Below are 21,466 nucleotides of genomic sequence, written 5' to 3' on the forward strand. Positions count from 1 at the left end.
CGTCCCGCGTCCGGGAACCCGCGGCTTTCGGCGAGGATGGCTCAATCGAGCCGGTGGCGCGGCGCGTTCGGCGGGTGCGCGATACGTCCGGTGCGCGCCGCGCATGGCTGGTTCACCCCGGCTCCCGGCTTACTCGCCCGGCACGTGGCGCTGCGTCCACAGCGCGCGGGCCGCCCGTATGTACGCCTCAGCGCGCGCCGTCTGCCCGCGCGGCGCGGGATGCTCGGCGAGCCGTTCGTAGACCGCGACCATCTGGTCGACGAACCGGCGCCCCTGCGCCGTGAGGTCCCCCGATCCGACGAGGGCCGGCAGTACGGCCCCGACCTGCTCGCGGTAGCGGGCGTGCTGGGCCCACGCGGAGTCCCGGTGGGCCGGGTGGGTGGTGACGAGCGCGGTGCGCTGGAAGAAGTCCGCCAGCGCGAGGTGGGAGTACGTGCCCTGCAACAGGCCGTCGTACGGGCGCGGGTCGGGGCGCCAGGGCGCGAAGTAACGTGCCTGCGGACCGGCGTGGTGGAGCGTCAGCATGTCGCTGAGTGCCGCCAGTTTGGTGTGCTGCAGTTCGTGCACCAGCGTGGCCGCGAAGGTCATGGGTGTGGGCGGGGTGCTGCTGAGGAGGGCGCCGAAGGCCTCACGCCGGGTGCCGCTGCAGCTGCCGGTGGTCCGGCCGCCGGCCGTCGAGCCGGGCGGCGCGGACAACGGGACCAGACAGCGCAGCAGGGCCACAGCCTCCGTGACGCGGTGCTCGCCACCTGGTCGGAGAACGGAGGCGATGCCCGACCACGACTGCAGCCAGCGCTTGCGCTCGGCGTCGTCGAGGGCGACCGGTCCGCTGAGCTCGTGGTGCTGGGGGCCGCCACGCGCGGTGCGGTACGGGTCGAGATCGTCCAGGGGTACGGGGTCCGAGCCGGGCAGCAGACCGGGCAGCGCGTAGGCGGGTGCCCACGCGGCGGCCTCGGACCAGGCACCGAAGCCGCCGCCCTGCAGGCGCACGACGATGTTCTTCTCGCCACGGCGGCGCAGGGTCAGAATCCCCCTGCGGTGCACGACGTCGACCGGGACGTCCCCGGACGCGGATGTGCGCAGCGCCCCGAGGGACGGCAGGGTGAGCACGCCGTCGCGCGCCCTCAGCCGTACCGCGTAGGACACCCCCGCGCGGGCGGCGAGGACCGCGGCGAGCGCCCCGAAGTAGGCCAGATCACGGCTGAGTTCGCGCCCGTCCCGCCCGGCGCGCGGCCCGGCGGCCGCGCCGAGCCCGCGCAGACAGTGCCGGGCCCACGGTCCGACGAAGGGGTGCAGGAGCTGGGTACGAACCGGCGAGAGCGTGACTCCGGCGAGGGCGCGCCCGGCCCCGGTCGTGGATACCGGGCCGACATCGCCGCCGCCCTCGGACACCGGCGCCCCGACGGCTCGGTACGCCACTGACCGCGGGCCGACTCGGGAATCGCCGTTCGACGCCGCCGACTCCACGTCCGGGTCCGCGTACACACCCGGCCCGTCCGGGTCCGCGTACACACCCGGTCCGTCCGGGTCCGCGTACGCACCCGGCCCCGGAGCTACACCGGGGCCGCCCCCGGACGCCGTCTCCGCCACCTGTCCGTACGTGGCCGACGCCGGGTCGGCAACAGCACGGCCCCCGGGCGCCCTCGCGTCCGCGGGGGCGGCACCCGCACCGGTCCAGGGCCCGGTGCGGCTCACCCCCGCGATTCCCGAGCCGTCCTCGTACCCCCAGCCGCCCCGCCGGACGGGCGGCTCCACCCGGTCCGCCTCCTCCAGCAGACCCCAGTCCTCCCGCAGCCGCGCCCGGGCGTCGGCGGAGCAGACCCCGGGGTCGGCCGCCTCCACCGCGTCGAGCACCGCGCGCAGCAGCAGCAACCGGCGCGTGTACTGGTCGCGTACGAGGAGGCCCAGGGTCTCGGGGCCGCCTTCGGTGCGGCCGAGTTCGGTCAGGGCCCGGTCCGGGACCACCGGCAGGATCACGGGGTGCCTCCTTCGAGAGAGGCGGTGACGGGCGCGGCGGCCCCCGCGAGCCGCCCCGCCACATGGCGGATGAAGCGCTGAAGGTCGGCGCAGTAGACGGAGGGGTTGGCGAAGCCGTCTCCGGCCCGGTAGCGGTGGGCGTAGTGGCCGCCGCCGCAGACGGAGAGGAGCGGGCAGGCACGGCATCGCGCGGCGAGCGAGGCTGCGCCCGTCTGCCGGGCCGCCACGCCGGGGTGACGCAGGGCCTCGTCGAAGCTGTGCCGGAAGACGTCGAGGCCGGTCTCCGCCGCCCCCTCGTAGCAGGACTTCAGGGAGTCGACCTGCTCGATCGACCCGTCCGTCTCCACGACGACGGCGTCGAACGGGGCCAGCCCCAGCGACTCGGTGGCGGCGGGCAGCCCGAACAGCAGCGCCAGGCACTCCTCGAAGAGCCGCACGCGCGTCTCCCGCCGCCCGGCCCCCCACCAGCGGTCGAAGACGGCACACAGCCAGTCCCCGTACGGAACATCGGTGCCGTCCCAATGCGGCGGCGGGGCCGACCAGTTGCCGTGCGGCAGCAGCAGGTCGAGGGCCGGCGGCCGCAGGGCCAGGAGCGACTCGTACAGCTCGACCGGGTCGGTCGTGGGGTCCACGACCGTGAGGATCCCGGCGTACACCTCGGGGAAGCGGTCGGCGATCAGGCGGGCGCCGCGCGCGGCGGCGGGCCAGGACGGGCGCCCCGCGCGGTCGGTGCGCAACGTGTTGTGCGCGGGCAGGCCGCCGTCGAGGCTGATGCCGACGCGGATGCCGTGCCCGGCCAGCACGGCGAGCCGCCGCTCGGTGAGCAGGGTGGCGTTGGTCTGGACGGTGGCGTGCACGGTGCACGAGTCCGGGACCCGGTCGCGTACGAGATCGGCGAAGCGGGCGAGCGTGTCCGCGCCCGCGAGCAGCGGCTCGCCGCCGTGCAGGACGAGGGAGAGCGCCCTCATGCCGTGGGCGCGCGCGTGCTCTCCGATCCGTAGCGCGGTCCGGGCCAGCACATCGGGCGGGGCGGCGGCGGGGCGGCTGCGCCAGGTGCGGTCGGGGCCCTCGTAGAGGTAGCAGTAGCGGCAGGCGAGGTTGCAGCGGCCGTGCGCCTTGACGATGAACTGCCGGAAGGGGAACGGCGGTTCGAGTGTCGGGACAGAGGTGATCGAGGTCGCCCGGACAGCTGCGATCGAGGTCGCGGAGGTCGCCTCTTCAGACACTCCGGCACCCCCATGCTCTACGGCCCGCGATCCCACGGTACGGTCCGCGTCACGGCCCCCTGCCCGTACGGGGCGGCATTCCCTGGCGGGGGCCGGACGCAAACGCGGCACGATCGAACTTGTCCGGTTCAATAACAGAGCCGACCGGAACTGACGCCTTGTGAACGGAGATTGATTACTTCTCTATTCATCTCGCCCCTCGGATCGTCCCTCAGAACGCGTTGTTGAACCCCCAGAGCATCTCGCTCGGCTGCCCGGCACGTTCCCTCAGCTCCTCCAACACCTCGGTCAGTACCGGGTGTTGAATCGTCCTGAGGTCCGCGAGGTCCAGCTCCAGCAGGTCCGGCAGAATCTGCGCATCCGGCAGATCCCGCAGCCGCTCCGCTGCGACGTCGGAATCCAGTGCGTCGTCCCGTGCACCCATGTCCTCCCCCTCTTCCCTCGCTCCGCTCCGGCACCAGCCGGACAGGCGCTCCCTCACCCCGCCCCGGCGGCCGCCGGGCAGGCGCTCCCTCACTCCAGCTCGGCCAGCCGCTGTGCCGTCTGCCGAGCCGTCGGCTCGCCCGTGCCGACGGCGCCGTCCGGCAGCCTGGACCACTCGGCCCGGGCGGCCCGGTAGGCCTCGCGTGCGGCACGCGGGCGCGCCGCCGCCTCGTAGGACATACCCCGCCAGTGATGCGCCTGCGCACCCAGTTCCACGGCCGCCTCGCGACGGCGGTCCGTCTCCGCCTCCTCCTCGGCGTCACGTGCCGACTCGGCGGCGGCGCGGAAGGCGTCGACCGCCTCGTCGAGCCGGGCGGGCCGACCCAGGCTCTGGTAGGCCTCGAACTGCGCCTGCCCGAGCTCCAGCCAGCAGCGCGCGGCCGTCAGCGGTTCGCCGGCCTCCAGCGCCGCGAGCCCGAAGAGGTGCTCGGCCTCGCGCAGATCCACCCGGTCGCCCCGGGCCCGGTAGCGCAGCATCAGGGCGCGGCCGAGCAGCAGCAGCCGGTACGCGAGTTCTCCGCTGCCCGCGGGGGTTTCGGTCCGGCAGTCGCGCAGCACCCGGATGGCCTGGGACAGCGACTCGCGCGTGCCGGGGCCGTTGGCGGGAACCGCCCGGCGCAGCAGCACTTCGCCCCATTCGGCGAGGATGTCCGCGTGCGCGGGGGCGTCCCGCGGCACGCCCCGGGAGGCCTGCTCGAAGCGTTCGGCCGCGTCCTGGAGCTCGCGCGGGTCACCCGACTCGGTGTACCGCGCCGCCTTGACGCGCCCCGCGCGCACCAACAGCGCCGCCCGCAGGCCCTGTTCACGGGTCAGACTCAACGCCTCGTCGACGTGTGCCTGGGCGTCGTCCAGCGCGCCGCCCGACTTCAGGATCGCGTCGACGAGGTCGAGGAGGATACGGACCCGGGACGGCTCACCGGCGGCGGGGAGCCCGGGCTCGGGGCCGGGTTCCAGGGCGGCGCGCAAGGAGTGCGCGCCCTGTTCCGCGTACAGCCGGGCCTGTTCGTGGTCGGCGGTGGCGCTGGACAGGCGCAGCAGGACACGGCCATGCGCCAGCGGCAGTTCGGGCGGGCGGTGACGCCGGTCGGGCCAGGCGTCGGCGAACGCCTCCAGCATGCCGACCGCGCCCTGGAGCAGCGCGCTGTCCCCGCCGAGGCGCCACTGGGCCTCCAGGGCGCGCACGCGCTCCAGCGTGAGTCGCAGGGCTTCTTCGGCCTCCAGGTCGGGCGCGGCGCAGGCCACCGCGTACTCGCGATCGGCGCGTTGCAGCAGATCGAGCGCGCCGCGCCGGTCGCCGCGGCGCCTGCGGTCGATGGCGGCGGCGTGCAGCACCCTTGCCAGCACGGCCCGTTCGCGCAGCGCACGCGGGTGGGCGACGGCCCGTTCGGCGGCCGCCTCCGCCTCGCGCAGCAGCTCCGCGCCGCCCTGCACCTCCCACAGCCGCAGCACACAGTTGGCGTACTCGGCCCACAGCTCCGGGTCGGCGCCTGGGGGCAGTTCGTGCTCGGTGGCGCCGCGCAGCAGTTGTACGGCGTCGATGAGGTCCTGCACCATGCCGTCGGTGTCGAACTGCCCGGCCAGGGAGCGGGCCCGGGTCACCGCCGCGTGGGTGGGCCGCTCGTCGGGCAGGTCGGTGCGCCCCCGGGCGCCGTACAGGGCGAACTGTTCCGGCAGCGGCATGAAGCGCTCCAGGACCCGCGCGGCGACCTCGGCGAAGGGCTGCGGGACCAGAGTGGCGCCGCCGTTGTCGCCGTTCTCGCCCGGATATCCGGCGCCCGGCGCGTACGGCCGCCCGGAGCCGCCCTCTCCGAGCTGCGCGAGCGCCAGGGCCGGGAAGTTGGGTCCGCCCTTGCCGAAGCGGTACTCGATGTACTCCGAGCAGTGCTTGAGCACCAGCATGGCCTCGTCGCGGCCCAGCGGCGACAGGAGCGCCTCTTGCACGCCGGGCGCGAACTCGTACCACTGGGCGCCGTCCGCCCCGAAGTCCTCCCCCTTGGCGCGTGACACCAGGCCGCTGAGCAGGACCTCGGCCAGTTCGGACGGCCCGGAGTCGGGCAGCATGGTGCGCTGCACGAGCTGCATCACGGGGAGACTGAGGGGTGCCGCCGCCAGATAGCCGGCCAGGCGTCCGGCCGTCTTCGAGGCGTTGGAGCGGAACCGGCTGACCAGTTCGAGCGCGGACAGCCGGCGCCCGGGGCGGGCGGCCCGGGCGGGCGGATGGTCGTGGCGCACCCAGCCGACGGCACCGGCGACGGGTCCCGCGCCGGCCCCGGACAGCAGCCGCGCCCATGCGCCGAGCGCGGCAGGCTCGGGAGGCAGTACCGGCACGGGCAGCGCGCCGGCGCGGGCCTCCGGCGGGGCGCCGGTCGACAGCCGGACCTTCAGGGTGGCCGCGCCCGCGAGCGCCTCGCCGCGCGTCAAATCGCCGTACGACACGGGGAGTCGGGTGCGGTTCCACATGCGCTGCGGCAGCGGCTGGATCACGGCGGCGGGGCCGAGGCGGGACAGGTGGTGCAGCAGTCGGTGGGCGTGGCCGCTGTGCCACAGGGGCCCCGCGCAGTCGCTGACAAGAAGCGTGATCCGGCGGCCCGTGGGGTCGCTCAGCCGGTCGGCGGAGTGCAGCGGGGCCGCGCCTGGCTCGGGACTGCGGCTGACGGCGGGCTCACCGTCCGGGCCCTGGTGCAGATGGCTGACCTCGATGTCCCAGAAGGCGCCCAACTGACCGAAGACCTGCTCCAGTTCGGCGAACATCCGGTCCCACACCCGCATCGACGAGGAGGCGTCCATCACCAGCTGGAGTGCCGCGTCGGCCCGCGTCACCCCGCGGAACACCGGCAGGACCAGACCGCCCGCCCGGGCGCTCAGCTCCGCGGTCGCCGTCTCGTCGAGGACCGTGCGCAGGGGCGGCGCGGCGGTCCGGTAGCCCTGCAACGGCCGTAATGCGCGCTGGAGTTCGAGCGGGGCGGGGAACGCGGGTGCGGCGGGCACCCCGATCGGCAGCACCGTCACCCGGCCCTGCCCGTGCCCCTGCGGCGCGCCGTCCCGCGGCACGGGATAGAGGGCGACACGCCGGTCCACTCCCCCGTCCTGCGGAGGCGGTTCACTGCCGTCGCCGGGCGGCTCCGGAGCGGTGACGGACGGGTCCGTGCGCTCCGGGAGCAGGTCGCCCCCGGCACCGGGCAGGGAGCCGTACGCCGGGACGCCGCCCTCGGCCGGTTCGACCGCTTCGGTCGGGCGCGCCCAGCGGGCCAGCCAGAGACTGTCGCACAGCTGCTGGGCGTCGGGGTCCAGCCCGATCTGCCGCATCCGGGCGACGAGTTCGGCGATCGGGTCGCGGCCGGGCAGGGCGGTGCCTCCCGCCCCACCGGGTGTGTCGGGACCGTGGCGCGCCGCGGCGTCAGGCATCGGGCCTCACCTCGGGCGGTCGAGTCGCTGGATGAGCAGGTCCGCGAGACGGTCGCGGCTGGGCGGGGCGGCCGCGTCGGTGAGGTAGATGGCGTTCAACAGCTGGTCGGCCGCGACGAGTTCGCTGCGCGAGCGCTCCAGGAAGTGGGTGATGAGATCGTCCCCGGCGCGCGCGGCCTCATCGCCGAGATGGGCGCGTACGAAGGTGGCGAGCCGCTTGTGGTCCGGGCGCCCCAGTTCGAGGTGGATGCACCGGCGCATGAGGGGGGCGGGGAAATCGCGCTCGCCATTGCTGGTGAGCACCACGAAGGGGAACGCGCGGCAGCGCACCCGGCCGTCGCGCACCCGAGCCTTGGTGCCGTCGGCGGTGAGCACCTCGGCCTCGCCGCCGGGCAGCCGGTCGGCGACGCGCTCCAGCTCGGGAATGGCGAACTCGCCCTCCTCGAGCACGTTCAGCAGGTCGTTGGGCAGATCGATGTCGCTCTTGTCCAGCTCGTCGATGAGCAGCACTCGCGGGGCGTCGGACGGCAGCAGAGCGGTGCCGAGGGGGCCGAGCCGGATGTAGCTGCCGATGCCCTCGACCGAGCCGGGAGCCCCGGGCGTGGCCGGATCGGTGCCCTGCGGGGCGGCGATCTGCACGTCCTGGAGGCGGGCGATCGCGTCGTAGTGGTACAGCCCGTCCTGCAGCGTGGACCGGCTGACGATCGGCCAGCGCAGCACATTGCCCAGGCCCAGTTCGTACGCCACCGAGTGGGCGAGCGTGCTCTTGCCGGCGCCCGGGCTGCCGGTGACCAGCAGAGGCCGGCGCAGATAGAGCGCCGCGTTGATCATTTCGAGTTCCTCGGCGCCCGGCCGGTGCAGCTCGGCCAGATGCCGGTGCGCGCCCAGCCTGCGGTCCTCGGAGCCGTCACCGTTTCTCCCCGCCGCGTCCCGGCTCGCGAAGTCGCGCCAGGGGGGTGGGGCCGGGAGGCGGTCTATGCCGTCGTGGGGTTCACCGGCACCTCGGTAGATGAGCCACTCGCTGGATTCGGTCATTGCCCAGTCCTCGTCGTCACTCGTCCACCATGGCCGCCGTCGAACATGCGGGAGCGTGCATCACCGTATCGACCCTCGATGACCGCCGAAAGAGCCCAGTACGGGCTCGTGACGGCCCAATTCGGCGCCGTGAAAACCCAGTTGGCCTTCATGGCGGCCAGGCGCGACGGAGCGCCGTATGCCACGGTCATGGCGCCTCCAACAGGTCACCGGTACCGGGCAGATGCAGGCTCGGATCGTCATAGAACAGGGCGATGCCGTCGGCCCAGTTGGTCTCCCGCAGGCCTGCGCGCAGCCCCACCCGCAACGCGTGGACGACTTCGGGAAGCCGCTCCGCGCTGCCCGCCTCCGCGATGGTGTCGCCGACGCGCCTGTGGAACTCACCGCAGACGGCGTCCGGTTGGCGCGGCCGGCGCCGCCACAGCGCGACGCCGTAGCCGCCGTGCACGATCCGCAACAACGCGACCGGGTCGTCCTCGAAACGATGGTCTCCGTAGCGGCACAGCACCGGGACCGTGGTGTGGGGCAGCCCGCGCAGCGACTCCGTGGACGGTACGGATACCCGCAACCCGTCCTCGCAGTCCAGGACTTCGGCCTTCCCACCGTACGCGTGGATCCACCGCCAGCGGGCCTCGCGCTCGTGCTGCTCCTCGTCGGCGGGCAGCTGCCGGTCGATGAAGTCGCCCTCGTCGGGCAGCTGCTCCCGGTCGGCGCAGCGCACGACCACCGGCCGGTGGGCGCCGAGCGGTGGCGCGTCCGGCGCGAACCGCCAGGCGTCGACGTCCAGTCCGAGCAGCTGATGGGGCAGCGCCACCTGGAGAACCGCGGGCCGCCAGGGCTGGTCGCACTGCCGGAAGGCTTCCGCCAGGGGCGCCGCGAGACTGCCGGTGAGTTCGGCCAGCGGAATGCGCTTGTCCTCGCCCAGTCGCACCACCTCCCCGTCGGGACGGCCCACGGAGACCCGCCAGTCGTAGCGGTCCCGTTCCCAGCCCAGCTGTTCCAGTTCGAGCAGGGCGTAGGGACGGGGCGCACCCTCGGCGCCATGCGCCAGGGCGCGCGCCCTCTGTGCCTCCGCCTGATACTCGGCACGGTTCAGCAAAGGCCGGAGGCTCTCGACCTTCCGCTGCGCGAGCTGGCGGCGGTACCTGACGCCAAGGCTCTCCGCGGCCCGCCACGCCCAGCGCCACAAGGCCCGCTCCGCGCTCTTGGTATCGGCGTCGACGAAGGGGCGCTCGGCGGTCATGACCCGCACCACATAGTCGATGACCAGTTCCAACGCGCCGTCCTGGCGCGAGCTCTCGTACAGCGCCCCGAGGCCGTCGCGCCAGGCGCGCGGCGCCGGGTGCGGGATCGCCGCATGGCTGCCCAGCAGGGATTCGAGGATGCCGAACAGCTCGCCGGTACTGGCCGGAGGCGGCAGATCGGCGAGCCTGCCGAGCAACCGGGTCCGCTCGAACGGGCTGAAGGCGCGGCCGGGCCGCGCGCCGAGCTGACCCTGCACGTCGGCCCAGGTGTTGCCGTCGTAGTCGGGATGGCGCTGCCGGTCACGGTGATAGCGGTCGTGGGCGCGGAAGACGGCCTGGTACAGATCCGCGTCCTCGCCTCGCACCTCACCCGTCGGCACCGGCAGGGACCGTAACTGCTCCACGCCCGTGCAGGTACCGCCGAGCCCCCGGTCCGCCTGCGACTTCAGAACACCGACGACCTCACCGCGTACGGGATCGACGACCGGCCCTCCCGAGACGCCGGGCGGCAGCACATCGCCGCCCAGCCGGATCTGCTCGCCCTCGGACCAGCCACCGAGGGTGCCCTGCACCGTGCAGGTCCCGTTCACCCGGCGCAGCTCACCGCCGACCACGGACCAGCCCGAGTACAAGACCTTCGCCTCTTCGTAGTACGCCACCGGACGCTCGGTGACATAGGCGCAGTCGTGGTCGACGGACTCGCGCAGCCGGACGAGCGCGAGGTCGGGGGCCGGCCAACTGCCGCGCACCACACCCTCGACATGGGGCGGGAGAGTCGTCGCCACGTCGCCCGCGACAGCGGACGTACCGCGGCCCGGTCCCGTCTCATAGACCACGGTCACCTCGCCCCCCTCCCCGCTCCGAGCCACATGCGCGCAGGTCAGAACCCATTCCGGAGCGACGAAATAGCCACTCCCGAGGAACGTGCCGGGCTCGTCCAGGGCATACCCGGCCCCCGCTCGATGGATGCGCACCGTCGCCGCGGTGACGAGATCACGCAGCGCACGGTGAGCGTTCCCGGGGCCGCCCGGTGCGCCCGGGGCGTGCCCGTCCGTCATGCCCCGCCCCCGACGGAGGCGTCACCGGAGCCGCCGTGCGCCGGGGCGCCGGGGGACGCGCCCGCGTGTGGGTCGGCCGGTGGGTTCGCCCGTGCGTCTGGGCCGGTTGAGCCTGGCTGCGGGTTGCCGCCGGTGCCGGTCGGATGTGCGTTTCCGCCGGTGCCGGTCGGGTGTGCGTTGCCGCCGGTGCCGGTCGGGTGCGTATGGGGGGTGGTGGTGCTCGGCCGCGCGTTCACGTCGGTCTCTTCGAGGTCCGGTGGGCCGCCGTTCCAGGTGAGCGTCACCGTGATGCCGGCCTTCGCCTCGCCGTCCGCCAGGAGGCCGACCACCTTGCCCGCCTTGGCCGTCAGCTCGATCCCGAACTCGACGCTGACCTCGTCGGGCCGCACCGCCCGCAGCGGCGCGGCCAGCGACCGCGCAACACTGGTGATCACCGACTGCAGGCTCTCGACCTGCGCCTCCACCCGGTCGCCGAACCCCGTGTCCGTGTACGACAGCCCGCCGGACGGTTCCTCCAGCTCCTCGGCCCCCGAGATCCGGGCCCAGACCGGCGTCCCGTCCGGCATCTCGATCCGTGCGATCCGGGTCACTGCGTCACCCATGGCATCCCCCGTTCCCCCACGCCCCCGTGGTACCGCCGACCTTGCAGGCTAGCCGCAGGGAGGCGGTCACGACAGAGGACCTCCGCGCGCGACGCGCCCCACTTATCCTTTTCCCAGCGTTCCACTTCACTTTCACCGACGGAGCACCATCCATGTACTTCACCGACCGTGGCATCGAGGAACTTGAGAAGCGGCGGGGCGAGGAAGAGGTCACCTTCGAGTGGCTCGCCGAACAGCTGCGGACGTTCGTCGACCTCAACCCGGACTTCGAGGTACCGGTGGAGCGGCTGGCGACGTGGCTGGCGCGGCTGGACGACGAGGACGACGAGGAGTAGGGCGACACTCGGGGCTGCGTACAGCGTGGGCGTCACGCCACCGGGGGCTGCGTACGCGTGGGCGTCACCCCGGGGGCTTGGTGCTCGTCGGCTCGCCCCTCGGGACTCGCGGTCGCGGTCGTCGGTCGGACTCGCGGTCGTCAGTCGAAGGCGCGCAGGTGGCCGTATGCCAGGCCCAGAGCGCCGTGGATCACCAGGAGCGCGCCGGCGGCGATCCAGCCGGCACTGCGGCGCCGTACGCCCCAGGCGGTGAGCGGGAGGCCGGCGGCCAGCTCGGCCGTGGCGAGGTCACGGGCCCTCGCGCCGCGGAACCAGGACGCCAGGCTGCCGCCTTCCATCACGTCGATTTCCGCGCGGACGGCGGCACGCCACCCCGACCACTCGATCTGCTCGGCGCCGGGCTGGATCCGGGCCACCTCACGGAGCCGGTCGGTCGGTTCTCCCGGGCTGATACCGGCCGGAAGCACCATCCCCGCGCGCGTGAGGACGGTGAGCAGAGTCCACACGCGCGTGCGTGCGTCCGCACCGGGGTCGGGCTTCGTCAACTGCTCCAGGGACTGCATGTCCAGCACCGGATCGAGACCGAGCCGCGCGGCCAACGTGCGCATCGCCTCGTCCTCGCCGACCGGGGTGCCGTTGGCCAGCCATTCGTAGCCGACGGTGCGACGGAAGCCCGAGGCGAGAGTGCAACCACTGTGGTCGGCGTCCCACCACAGGGCGAGTACCGGCCAGGAGGCGCCGACGGCGAGAGCCGCGGCCCAGCCGCTGAGCACACGGTCGACGGATTCCTCGCCGTGCCGCCAGGGCTTGCCCTCGGGAACCAGCACGCTCCACTCGGGACCGGCCCCGGCGAGCAGCATCCGCTCGCGCAGCAGCTGGGCGGCGGGACCGACGGACTCGGGGTGCGCCCGGCACAGGAGCAGGGCGCCGGGGGCCGTGGCCGAGGACTCGCCGGGCACAGTCGACATGGCCCCACTTTAGGACGTTTTGGCCCCTACATCTCGCCCATGATCCCCAGAACGGGTGTCTTGACTTTCAGCAACCGCGATATATCGTGAATGACGGGAGACGCGATATGGCGCGTCGAGTCCGGACTCGACGGGGGTCCGGTCCGGTCGAGGAGGTCTGCACCATGTCCGAGTGGTCCGTCGCAGAGCCGAGGAAGCTCACCTTCGACGACCCCGTGACGGCGCTGCACGTACGCATCGTCAATGGAACTGTCAACGTCGTGGGCACCGACGAGGGTTCCGCCCGGCTCGAGGTGTCCGACCTCGAGGGCCCGCCGCTCCAGGTGACCCAGAAGGACGGCACCCTCAGCGTGGCGTACGAGGACCTGCCCTGGAAGGGCTTCCTCAAGTGGCTCGACCGCAAGGGCTGGCGTCGCCATGCGGTGGTCTCACTGGCGGTCCCCACCGGCACCCGGGTCGAGGTCGGCGTGGTCGGCGCCGCCGCCGTGGTCTCGGGGGTGGACGCGCGCGTGGAGGTCAAGGGCGTCACGGGCGACACGACTCTCGTCCGCATCGCGGGTCCCGTGCGGGTGGACACGGTGTCCGGAAGTCTGGAGGCCCAGGCCGTCACCGGCGACCTCCGCTTCAACTCCGTCTCCGGCGACCTGACCGTGGTGGAGGGCTCGGGCTCCTCCGTGCGGGCAGAATCGGTGAGCGGCTCGATGATCGTGGACCTCGACGCCACGGGCGCCCCGACCGACGTCCAGCTCACCAATGTCTCGGGCGAGATCGCCATCCGACTCCCGCATCCGGCGGACGCGGAGGTCGAGGCGAACACCGCGAGCGGCACCGTCTCCAGTGCCTTCGAGGATCTCCGGGTCGGTGGGCAGTGGGGTGCCAAGAAGATCACCGGCCGACTGGGCGCGGGCAACGGCAGGCTGAAGGCGGTGACCGTCTCCGGCTCCATCGCACTGCTCCGCAGGCCACCGACGGAGGACGGGCCGTACGACGACGATCCGGCCCTCCGGCACGCGGCCTCGTCCGAGGGTCCAATCGACGACTCGACGATCACGTCGACCGACGACCCGACCGACGACTCGACCCACACCTCGACCGACGACTCGACAGACACCTCGACCGACGGCCCGACCGACAAGAAGGTGCTCTGACATGCCTCCCGTCTTCGCTCATGGCCGCCTTCGCCTCTACCTCCTGAAGCTGCTGGACGAGGCACCGCGCCACGGGTACGAGGTGATCCGGCTCCTGGAGGAGCGCTTCGAGGGCCTGTACGCGCCCTCGGCGGGCACCGTCTACCCCCGGCTGGCGAAGCTGGAGGCCGAAGGACTCGTCACGCACACCACCGAGGGCGGCCGCAAGGTGTACGCGATCACGGACGCGGGCCGCGCCGAACTCGCCGACCGCAGCGGCGAACTGGCCGATCTGGAGCTGGAGATCCGGGAGTCCGTGGCAGAGCTCGCGGCCGAGATCCGTGCCGATGTACGGGGCGCGGCGGGCGATCTGCGCCGCGAGATGCGGGCGGCCGCCACGGAGGCCCGGCGGGGTTCCAAGGGTGGCACCGGGGCCAAGGAACACGACGCGGAGCCGGGCGACTTCGGGGGCATCGGCGACTACCAGGACAAGGAGTCGTGGCGGGCGGCGAAGGAGGAGATGCGGCGCGTCCGGCAGGAGTGGAAGGAGCAGGCCCGCCGAGCGAAGGACGAGAGCCGCCGCGCCCGCGACGAGGCCCAGCGCGCCCGTCGCCAGGCCAAGGAGGCCCAGGAGCGAGCCCGCGCCCAGGCCCAGGAGGAGATGCAGCGGATGGCCAAGCGGGTCCAGGAGCAGGTGCAGGACCATTTCGCGCGGGGCGACTGGCCGACCGGCGTGCGCGAGGGACTGACCGAACTGGCCAAGGAATTCGGCGACTTCGGCAAGAACTTCGGAAAGGACCTCGGCAAGGACTTCGGCTTCGGCCGTACGGACACGAAGGCGGGTTCGACCACCGAACCGGAGTACACGGTCACCCGCGAGGACTTCCCCGCCGACTACGAACCCTCCTGGGCCCACGAGGACTCCACCGGCAATCCCGCCCGCGACCTCGACCGCCTCCTGGACCGCTTCCGCGACGACATCCGCGACGCGGCCCGCGACCACGGCGTCACGGAGGACCAACTACGGGAAACCCGCCGCCACTTGTCGACCGCGGCGGCACACATCGCGGCGTCACTGCGCAAGCACGTCTAGCCCGTCCGGCGTGCGAGGACGAGCGCGAAGCGCGATACGGGGGCCTGGGGGCGTAGCTCCCGGAGAGGGGAGGGGCAGGGGCGGAGGGGCGAAAACGCCCCCAGCCCCGCCCCGCCCACGCCGCCATACTCACCCCGCGCACCTTCACCCCGCCTCGGCCACACCACCGCCGCCGCCGTACAGCACCCGCGTCACCGCCTCGTGCGTAACCCCGTGATCGGCAAGCACCTCCGAGAGAACCCCGGGCCGCACGGTGAGCGCCATGAGCAGATGCTCGTCACCGATGTGCCGCTCACGCCGAGCGAGAGCGATCCGCAGGGACTGCGTCAGCACACCCTTCGCCCCCTGGGCGAAGGGCCGCCGCCGGGCCCGCCGACCACCCCCACCCCCTTTCCCCGAGTCCAACGCCCCTTCCCCGTGCGCCTCCTCGACCCGGGAGACGATCTCCGACAGGTCGATACCCAGCCCGGAGAGGGCGTCCGCATCGGCACGGGAGAGACCACCGCGACGCCGCGCCTCGGCGAGGTCCCGCTCCACCGAGTCCCGCCGGCCGGCCAGCCCGAGCGACGCCAGAGCGAACGATCCCCGGCTCCCCTCCCGGTCAAGCAGAGCGAGCAGCATGTGCTCCGCCTCCACCGTCTCGGCCCCCGCCCGCTCGGCCTGGAGCACCGCCCCCTCGACGACAGCACGCGCATCCTTGGTGAACCGCTCGAACATCACTGCCTCCCGTACTTCTTATGCACGGCCTGCCTGCTCACTCCGAGTTCCGCGGCGATCTCCTGCCACGACCAGCCCTGATTGCGCGCACTGCGCACCTGCACCGCTTCCAGTTGCTCCAGCAGCCTCCGCAGCGCGGAGACGGCGCGCAGCCCGACCCGCGGATCGCGATCACCCGCGCGCTCGGCAAGATCCGTTGCTTCGGTCATGACGTCAACCTACGTTGACAGGTCGAAACTTGTCAACCATAGTTGACACACGACAACGGCCGGCCCGGAGAACCGGACCGGCCGTTGTCGGCGGAGAAAACCGTCAGGAGTTCGTCAGCACGATCTTCCCGAACTGATCGCCCGCCTCCAGCCGCTCGAACCCTTCGCGGGCCCGGTCGAGCGGCAGCACCTCGTCGATGACGGGGCGTACGCCGGTGGCGGCGCAGAAGGACAGCAGGTCCTCGAGCTCGTCCTTGGTACCCATCGTGGAGCCGACGATCTTCAGCTCCAGGAAGAAGACGCGGGTCAGTTCGGCATGCGAGGGCCGGTCGCCGCTGGTCGCCCCCGAAATGACCACCGTGCCGCCGGGCCGCAGTGACTTGATGGAGTGTGACCAAGTGGCGGCACCGACCGTCTCGATGACGGCGTCGACCCGCTGCGGCAGCCGCGCCCCGGACTCGAGCGCCTCCACGGCCCCCAGCTCGACGGCCCGCTTCCGCTTGGCCTCGTCGCGGCTGGTGGCGAACACCCGAAGCCCGGCGGCCTTCCCGAGCACGATCGCGGCGGTGGCCACGCCGCCACCCGCGCCCTGCACCAGGACGGAGTCACCGGGCCGCACCCCGGCGTTGGTGAACAGCATCCGGTACGCCGTCAGCCAGGCCGTGGGCAGACAGGCGGCCTCTTCGAAGGACAGTTCCTTGGGCTTGGGGAGGATGTTCCACGTAGGTACGGAGACCTGCTCGGCGAAGGTGCCCTGGTAGTGCTCGGTCAGGATGGACCGGGGTTCCTTGGGGCCTACCCCGTGGCCGGTCTGGCCGATGACGGAATGCAGCACCACCTCGTTGCCGTCCTCGTCGATCCCGGCGGCGTCGCAGCCGAGGATCATCGGGAGCTTGTCCTCGGCCAGGCCGACTCCGCGGAGCGACCACAGGTCGTGATGGTTGAGCGAGGCGGCGCGTACGTTCACGGTCGTCCAGCCCGGCCTCTTCTCGGGGGTCGGGCGCTCCCCCAACTCCAGGCCGTTCAGCGGCTGGTCACGGTCGATTCGGGCGGCATAGGCAGCGAACATGACCTTGACGATAGGCTCCGCCCCCGGCCGGGGGAACCATGTCCCCCTGTGACACGCGTCCCGCCACCCCCGACGCGGGGGTGGGTTCGGGGGATGTCCTTCGCCCCCTCCGCCCCTGCCCTCCCCCAAGCTCTCGGCTTCGCCCGAGCAGGGGGACCCATGGCGGAGGTACCCCGCTGGGTCTGCTCCGCCGGCCTCGGCCGCCGACCGAGGCCGCGAGGACCGCTGTCCGTGCCTGGACCCCATCGAACCTGGGGGCTACTCCCCCAGACCCCCGCCAAAAGATCGCGCAGTTCCCCGCGCCCCTGAAAGCAGTTCCCCGCACCCATGAAAAGGGGCGGAGCCCCCCCCGCCCGAACGCCCCCACGCAAAAGTGGCCCCGCCGAGAAACCCGGCGAGGCCACCACGCACACCGCGTCAGCGGCGAGCAACCCCCTCGGCCCGGGCAGCCGCGGCCACCGCCGCGGTCACCGCCGGAGCCACCCGCTCATCGAACGGCGAGGGAATCACATAGTCCGCCGCAAGATCGTCCCCGACGACCGCGGCCAGCGCGTCGGCCGCCGCGATCTTCATCCCCTCGGTGATCCGGGACGCCCGCACCTGCAGCGCCCCCGCGAAGATCCCGGGGAACGCCAGCACGTTGTTGATCTGGTTCGGGAAGTCGGACCGCCCGGTCGCGACGACGGCCGCGTACTTGTGGGCGATGTCGGGGTGCACCTCGGGGTTCGGGTTGGCCATCGCGAAGACGAAGGCCCCCTCCGCCATCGACGCCACCGCCGGCTCCGGCACCGTACCGCCGGAGACGCCGATGAAGACGTCGGCGCCCGCGAGCGCGGACTCCAGCGTCCCCGTCAGACCGGCCTTGTTGGTGATCTCCGCGAGCTCACGCTTGACGTCCGTCAGGTCGTCCCGGTCCTTGGACACGACGCCCTTGCGGTCCGTGACGGCGACATCTCCGAGCCCTGCCTCCAGCAGGAACTTGGCGATGGCCACACCGGCCGCACCCGCGCCCGAGATGACCGCGCGCAGGTCGCCCAGCGACCGCCCGGTCAGCTTCGCGGCGTTGCGAAGCGCCGCCAGCGTCACGACCGCGGTCCCGTGCTGGTCGTCATGGAAGACGGGAATGTCCAGCCGCTCCTGGAGCTTGCGCTCGATCTCGAAGCACCGCGGTGCCGAGATGTCCTCCAGGTTGACGCCACCGAAGGACGGCGCCAGCCGGGCCACGGTCTCGACGATCTCGTCGACGCCCGTGCAGTCGAGCGCGATCGGCACGGCGTCGACGCCGCCGAACTGCTTGAACAGGATGGCCTTGCCTTCCATGACCGGAAGGGAGGCCTCGGGGCCGATGTCCCCCAGCCCCAGAACAGCTGTCCCATCCGTCACCACAGCCACGACGGACGACTTCCACGTGTAGTCGTGGACAAGGTCCGGCTGCTCGGCGATGGCGCTGCACACCTTCGCCACGCCGGGCGTGTACGCCAGGGACAGGTCGTCCTTGTCGCGGATCGGCACGGTGGCCTGCACAGCCATCTTGCCGCCGCGGTGCAGCGCGAATGCCGGGTCGAAGGAATCGAGGGGCTCGCCCCCGGCTTCCTGATCCGTACTGCTGTCGCTGCGAGGATTGACGATCTCCGCTGCCACTTTGTTTTACCCCTTAAGTCTTCATTGTTTGAGGGTGACCACTCCTGGTTGAGGGGTGGGCGGGCACCACGCAAGCCCAGCCGCCGTGGTTGCGTACGAGCTTGGCGCGACGGGCGCGCCGCACACGCGCCCTGAGCCCCGGATGAGGGGTGTAAAGAACCTTCTTACCGGACGGACGGTGTCGACGACGAGTCCATAACGCGAAGGTCACATGCCGGTGACATGACTCATAACCGAATATGTGGACAAGTCCACGACTTGTCCTCCTGTCGCCGCAAGTGAGGAGTAGCGGCCGCCCGCATCGCGAGATGCGCCGAAGATCTTCCGGCCGGAACGAGAGATTCCCGCACAAGGTCCGGCCTTGATGTACCGGCCCGTAGCGGTTCGGGGGTCACCCGTTATCCGATTTTGACATAGCGAGTCCCCTGAATGGCGTCGTCCGAATGGCAGGATGCCGTCATCACACAAGGTCGCGGCACTCGAAGGTCTGTGTTGTCGTCGACCTATCGGCTACTCCCTCATCCGCCGGAGGAACCCAACATGACCGCACGCTCCACCCGTCGTACGACCGCCATGCGCTCCCGGACAGCTGCGGTCGGTGCGATCGCGGTCGCTGGCGCCCTGATCCTCACCGGCTGCGGTGACCAGACGAAGGACAACTCGAGCAAGTCGACCACCGGCACGAGCTCGGCGCCACTGGCCGACAAGCTGCCCAAGGCGATCCGCGACGCGGGCGTCATCAAGGTCGGCTCGGACATCGCGTACGCGCCGGTCGAGTTCAAGGACAGCTCCGGCAAGACGGTCGGCATCGACCCCGACCTGGCGGACGCGATGGGCAAGCAGCTCGGAGTGAAGTTCGAGTTCCAGAACGGCACCTTCGACACCCTGATCACGGGCCTGCGCTCCAAGCGGTACGACATCGCGATGTCCGCCATGACGGACACCAAGGACCGTCAGGAGGGCATCGACGCCGACACCGGCAAGAAGGTCGGCGAGGGCGTCGACTTCGTCGACTACTTCACCGCCGGCGTCTCGATCTACACCCCCAAGGGCAAGACCCAGAACATCAAGACCTGGGCCGACCTGTGCGGCAAGAAGATCGTGGTGCAGCGCGGCACGGTCTCCGAGGACCTCGCCAAGTCCGAGTCGAAGAAGTGCACCGGCGGCAAGAAGATCGCCATCGAGTCGTACGACAACGACCAGCAGGCCCAGACCCGACTCCGCGGCGGTGGCGCCGACGCCGGCTCCTCGGACTTCCCGGTCGCCGCGTACGCGGTGAAGACCTCCGGCGGCGGCAAGGACTTCGAGCTCGTCGGCGAGCAGGTCGAGGCGGCGCCGTACGGCATCGCGGTCGCCAAGTCCAACACCCAGCTGCGGGACGCCCTCCAGGCCGCGCTGGACGCCGTCATCAAGAACGGCGAGTACGACAAGGTCATCTCCAAGTGGGGCGTCGAGGCCGGTGCCGTCAAGACGGCCACGGTCAACGGCGGCAAGTGACCGCGGATCCGAGCGGGCACTGAAAGGCAACAACTCCCGTGACTCTTGACATCGACAAGACGGCGGGCCCGGAGGACACTCCCCCGGCCGGACCGGAGGCCATCAAGGCGATCCCGGTCCGGCACTACGGGCGGTACGTCTCCGCGGTCGTCGCGATCGCGCTCCTGGTAGCCGTGATCTACGCGTTCTCCCAGGGCAAGATCAACTGGGGTGCGATCCCCGACTACTTCTTCGACCACCGCATCATCGACGGCGTACTCAAGACGCTGCTGCTGACGGTCCTCTCGATGCTGATCGGCGTCGTCGGCGGTGTGCTCCTCGCCGTGATGCGGCTGTCGAAGAACCCGGTGACCTCGTCCATCGCGTGGTTCTACATCTGGTTCTTCCGCGGCACCCCCGTCCTCGTGCAGCTGGTGGTCTGGTTCAACCTGGGCCTGGTCTTCACGTACATCAACCTCGGTCCGATCTACAAGGACTACTGGTCCAGCTTCATGACGCCGCTGCTGACGGCGCTGCTGGGGCTGGGTCTGAACGAGGCCGCGTACATGGCCGAGATCTGCCGGGCCGGTCTGCTCTCGGTCGACGAGGGCCAGACCGAAGCCAGCCACGCGCTGGGCATGAGCCACAGCAAGACCCTGCGCCGGATCGTGATCCCGCAGGCGATGCGCGTGATCGTGCCGCCCACGGGCAACGAAGTCATCAACATGCTGAAGACGACCTCGCTGGTCGCCGTGATTCAGTACTCCGAGCTGTTCCGCGTCGCCCAGGACATCGGCCAGACGTCCGGCGCCCCGGCCGAGATGCTCTTCCTCGCCGCCGCCTGGTACCTGCTGCTGACCTCGGTGTTCAGCGTCGGCCAGTACTACCTGGAGCGGTACTACGCTCGGGGTAGCAGCCGCACCCTCCCGGCCACCCCGTTCCAGAAGATCAAGGCCAGCCTGCTGTCGCTGGGCCGTCCGAGGGGAGGCATGGCATGACCGCCAATGTGACCAAGGCGGACTCCGCCACGACGATGGTCAAGTCCGAAGGCGTGCACAAGTCCTTCGGCCCCATCGAGGTCCTCAAGGGCATCGACCTGGAGGTGAAGTCCGGCGAGGTCTTCTGCCTCATCGGCCCCTCCGGCTCCGGCAAGTCGACCTTCCTCAGGTGCATCAACCACCTGGAGAAGATCAACGCCGGTCGCCTGTACGTCGACGGTGAGCTGGTCGGCTACCGGCAGCACGGCGACAAGCTGTACGAACTGCGCGACCGCGAGGTCGCGCTGAAGCGCCGGGACATCGGCATGGTCTTCCAGCGCTTCAACCTGTTCCCGCACATGACGGCGCTCGAGAACGTCATGGAGGCGCCGGTCCAGGTCAAGGGCGTCAGCAGGGCCCAGGCCCGGGAACGCGCGGGCCAGCTCCTGGAGCGCGTGGGCCTGGCCGACAAGGCGAAGAACTACCCCTCGCAGCTCTCCGGCGGTCAGCAGCAGCGCGTGGCCATCGCCCGCGCGCTGGCGATGGACCCGAAGCTGATGCTCTTCGACGAGCCGACCTCGGCGCTCGACCCGGAGCTGGTCGGTGACGTCCTCGACGTCATGCGCGACCTCGCCGAGTCCGGCATGACGATGATCGTCGTCACGCACGAGATGGGCTTCGCCCGCGAGGTGGGCGACTCGCTGGTCTTCATGGACGGCGGTGTGGTGGTCGAGTCCGGCCACCCCCGTGACGTACTGACGAATCCGCAGCACGAGCGGACGCAGTCGTTCCTGTCCAAGGTGCTCTAGCGGTACGCGGAAGCA

Annotated in this window: 18 protein-coding genes; 6 read left to right on the forward strand and 12 right to left on the reverse strand. The window is 71.7% G+C overall.

Features of this window, described 5'->3' with window-relative positions:
- Positions 1-129: 129 nt before the first annotated feature.
- From IEY95_RS30000 to IEY95_RS30030, 7 genes are all read right to left on the reverse strand, one after another.
- The gene (locus IEY95_RS30000; RefSeq protein ID WP_229703469.1) at positions 130-1,977 is read right to left on the reverse strand and encodes an aKG-HExxH-type peptide beta-hydroxylase; all 1,848 of its coding nucleotides are present in this window, start codon (positions 1,975-1,977) and stop codon (positions 130-132) included.
- Positions 1,974-3,173 (reverse strand): FxsB family cyclophane-forming radical SAM/SPASM peptide maturase, encoded by a 1,200-nt coding sequence (locus IEY95_RS30005; RefSeq protein ID WP_373294572.1) that lies wholly within the window; start codon positions 3,171-3,173, stop codon positions 1,974-1,976. Before IEY95_RS30005 ends, IEY95_RS30000 begins: the two co-directional genes overlap by 4 nt.
- A gap of 241 nt (positions 3,174-3,414) precedes the next feature.
- Positions 3,415-3,627, reverse strand: coding sequence for an FxSxx-COOH cyclophane-containing RiPP peptide (gene fxsA / locus IEY95_RS30010; RefSeq protein ID WP_189189283.1), 213 nt, complete (start codon positions 3,625-3,627; stop codon positions 3,415-3,417).
- An 89-nt stretch (positions 3,628-3,716) separates the two neighbouring features.
- Complete coding sequence (locus IEY95_RS30015; RefSeq protein WP_189189284.1) at positions 3,717-7,091, reverse strand: SAV_2336 N-terminal domain-related protein; 3,375 nt, start codon at positions 7,089-7,091, stop codon at positions 3,717-3,719.
- A 6-nt stretch (positions 7,092-7,097) separates the two neighbouring features.
- Positions 7,098-8,126, reverse strand: a complete 1,029-nt coding sequence (locus IEY95_RS30020; RefSeq protein ID WP_189189285.1) for an AAA family ATPase — start codon at positions 8,124-8,126, stop codon at positions 7,098-7,100.
- A 187-nt stretch (positions 8,127-8,313) separates the two neighbouring features.
- A complete protein-coding gene (locus tag IEY95_RS30025) occupies positions 8,314-10,428 on the reverse strand; it encodes a VMAP-C domain-containing protein (RefSeq protein ID WP_189189286.1) in 2,115 nt (704 codons plus the stop codon).
- Positions 10,425-11,030 (reverse strand): CU044_2847 family protein, encoded by a 606-nt coding sequence (locus tag IEY95_RS30030; protein ID WP_189189287.1) that lies wholly within the window; start codon positions 11,028-11,030, stop codon positions 10,425-10,427. Before IEY95_RS30030 ends, IEY95_RS30025 begins: the two co-directional genes overlap by 4 nt.
- Positions 11,031-11,182: 152 nt before the next feature.
- On the opposite strand from IEY95_RS30030, the gene IEY95_RS30035 reads away from it, so the two are divergent.
- Positions 11,183-11,365, forward strand: a complete 183-nt coding sequence (locus tag IEY95_RS30035) for a DUF6104 family protein (RefSeq protein ID WP_005312030.1) — start codon at positions 11,183-11,185, stop codon at positions 11,363-11,365.
- 140 nt (positions 11,366-11,505) lie between these two features.
- Here IEY95_RS30035 and IEY95_RS30040 read toward each other — a convergent pair whose 3' ends face one another.
- Positions 11,506-12,333, reverse strand: coding sequence for a hypothetical protein (locus IEY95_RS30040; protein WP_189189288.1), 828 nt, complete (start codon positions 12,331-12,333; stop codon positions 11,506-11,508).
- 164 nt (positions 12,334-12,497) lie between these two features.
- Here IEY95_RS30040 and IEY95_RS30045 point away from each other — a divergent pair, with 164 nt between their 5' ends.
- Positions 12,498-13,481 (forward strand): DUF4097 family beta strand repeat-containing protein, encoded by a 984-nt coding sequence (locus IEY95_RS30045; RefSeq protein ID WP_189189289.1) that lies wholly within the window; start codon positions 12,498-12,500, stop codon positions 13,479-13,481.
- Between the two features lies 1 nt (position 13,482).
- A complete protein-coding gene (locus tag IEY95_RS30050) occupies positions 13,483-14,553 on the forward strand; it encodes a PadR family transcriptional regulator (RefSeq protein WP_189189290.1) in 1,071 nt (356 codons plus the stop codon).
- Between the two features lie 144 nt (positions 14,554-14,697).
- Here IEY95_RS30050 and IEY95_RS30055 read toward each other — a convergent pair whose 3' ends face one another.
- The 4 genes from IEY95_RS30055 to IEY95_RS30070 all read right to left on the reverse strand — a co-directional run bounded on the left by IEY95_RS30055 (position 14,698) and on the right by IEY95_RS30070 (position 18,189).
- The gene (locus IEY95_RS30055; protein ID WP_189189291.1) at positions 14,698-15,270 is read right to left on the reverse strand and encodes a Clp protease N-terminal domain-containing protein; all 573 of its coding nucleotides are present in this window, start codon (positions 15,268-15,270) and stop codon (positions 14,698-14,700) included.
- Entirely contained in the window at positions 15,270-15,479 is a 210-nt protein-coding gene (locus IEY95_RS30060) for a helix-turn-helix domain-containing protein (RefSeq protein WP_121405930.1), read from the reverse strand. Before IEY95_RS30060 ends, IEY95_RS30055 begins: the two co-directional genes overlap by 1 nt.
- Positions 15,480-15,582: 103 nt before the next feature.
- Positions 15,583-16,548: a zinc-binding dehydrogenase gene (locus IEY95_RS30065; RefSeq protein WP_189189292.1), complete on the reverse strand. Its 966-nt coding sequence runs from the start codon at positions 16,546-16,548 to the stop codon at positions 15,583-15,585.
- A 417-nt stretch (positions 16,549-16,965) separates the two neighbouring features.
- The gene (locus IEY95_RS30070; protein ID WP_189189293.1) at positions 16,966-18,189 is read right to left on the reverse strand and encodes an NAD(P)-dependent malic enzyme; all 1,224 of its coding nucleotides are present in this window, start codon (positions 18,187-18,189) and stop codon (positions 16,966-16,968) included.
- A gap of 540 nt (positions 18,190-18,729) precedes the next feature.
- On the opposite strand from IEY95_RS30070, the gene IEY95_RS30075 reads away from it, so the two are divergent.
- The 3 genes from IEY95_RS30075 to IEY95_RS30085 are packed head-to-tail and all read left to right on the forward strand — an operon-like array spanning position 18,730 to position 21,451.
- A complete protein-coding gene (locus IEY95_RS30075) occupies positions 18,730-19,686 on the forward strand; it encodes an ABC transporter substrate-binding protein (RefSeq protein ID WP_189189294.1) in 957 nt (318 codons plus the stop codon).
- 38 nt (positions 19,687-19,724) lie between these two features.
- The gene (locus IEY95_RS30080) at positions 19,725-20,663 is read left to right on the forward strand and encodes an amino acid ABC transporter permease (protein WP_189189295.1); all 939 of its coding nucleotides are present in this window, start codon (positions 19,725-19,727) and stop codon (positions 20,661-20,663) included.
- 35 nt (positions 20,664-20,698) lie between these two features.
- On the forward strand, positions 20,699-21,451 hold the full coding sequence (locus IEY95_RS30085) for an amino acid ABC transporter ATP-binding protein (protein WP_189189422.1): 753 nt from the start codon (positions 20,699-20,701) through the stop codon (positions 21,449-21,451).
- Positions 21,452-21,466 lie beyond the last annotated feature (15 nt).

The organism is Streptomyces albiflavescens (assembly GCF_014645835.1).
Classification (GTDB): domain Bacteria; phylum Actinomycetota; class Actinomycetes; order Streptomycetales; family Streptomycetaceae; genus Streptomyces; species Streptomyces albiflavescens.

What these genes read in the sequence shown, in the direction of transcription:
- IEY95_RS30020 (WP_189189285.1), bottom strand. Translation starts at nt 8,126, where the DNA reads ATGACCGAATCCAGCGAGTGGCTCATCTACCGAGGTGCCGGTGAACCC.
- IEY95_RS30040 (WP_189189288.1), bottom strand. Translation starts at nt 12,333, where the DNA reads ATGTCGACTGTGCCCGGCGAGTCCTCGGCCACGGCCCCCGGCGCCCTG.
- IEY95_RS30075 (WP_189189294.1), top strand. Translation starts at nt 18,730, where the DNA reads ATGACCGCACGCTCCACCCGTCGTACGACCGCCATGCGCTCCCGGACA.
- IEY95_RS30015 (WP_189189284.1), bottom strand. Translation starts at nt 7,091, where the DNA reads ATGCCTGACGCCGCGGCGCGCCACGGTCCCGACACACCCGGTGGGGCG.
- IEY95_RS30085 (WP_189189422.1), top strand. Translation starts at nt 20,699, where the DNA reads ATGGTCAAGTCCGAAGGCGTGCACAAGTCCTTCGGCCCCATCGAGGTC.
- IEY95_RS30060 (WP_121405930.1), bottom strand. Translation starts at nt 15,479, where the DNA reads ATGACCGAAGCAACGGATCTTGCCGAGCGCGCGGGTGATCGCGATCCG.
- IEY95_RS30030 (WP_189189287.1), bottom strand. Translation starts at nt 11,030, where the DNA reads ATGGGTGACGCAGTGACCCGGATCGCACGGATCGAGATGCCGGACGGG.
- IEY95_RS30050 (WP_189189290.1), top strand. Translation starts at nt 13,483, where the DNA reads ATGCCTCCCGTCTTCGCTCATGGCCGCCTTCGCCTCTACCTCCTGAAG.
- IEY95_RS30055 (WP_189189291.1), bottom strand. Translation starts at nt 15,270, where the DNA reads ATGTTCGAGCGGTTCACCAAGGATGCGCGTGCTGTCGTCGAGGGGGCG.
- fxsA (WP_189189283.1), bottom strand. Translation starts at nt 3,627, where the DNA reads ATGGGTGCACGGGACGACGCACTGGATTCCGACGTCGCAGCGGAGCGG.
- IEY95_RS30035 (WP_005312030.1), top strand. Translation starts at nt 11,183, where the DNA reads ATGTACTTCACCGACCGTGGCATCGAGGAACTTGAGAAGCGGCGGGGC.
- IEY95_RS30045 (WP_189189289.1), top strand. Translation starts at nt 12,498, where the DNA reads ATGTCCGAGTGGTCCGTCGCAGAGCCGAGGAAGCTCACCTTCGACGAC.
- IEY95_RS30065 (WP_189189292.1), bottom strand. Translation starts at nt 16,548, where the DNA reads ATGTTCGCTGCCTATGCCGCCCGAATCGACCGTGACCAGCCGCTGAAC.
- IEY95_RS30025 (WP_189189286.1), bottom strand. Translation starts at nt 10,428, where the DNA reads ATGACGGACGGGCACGCCCCGGGCGCACCGGGCGGCCCCGGGAACGCT.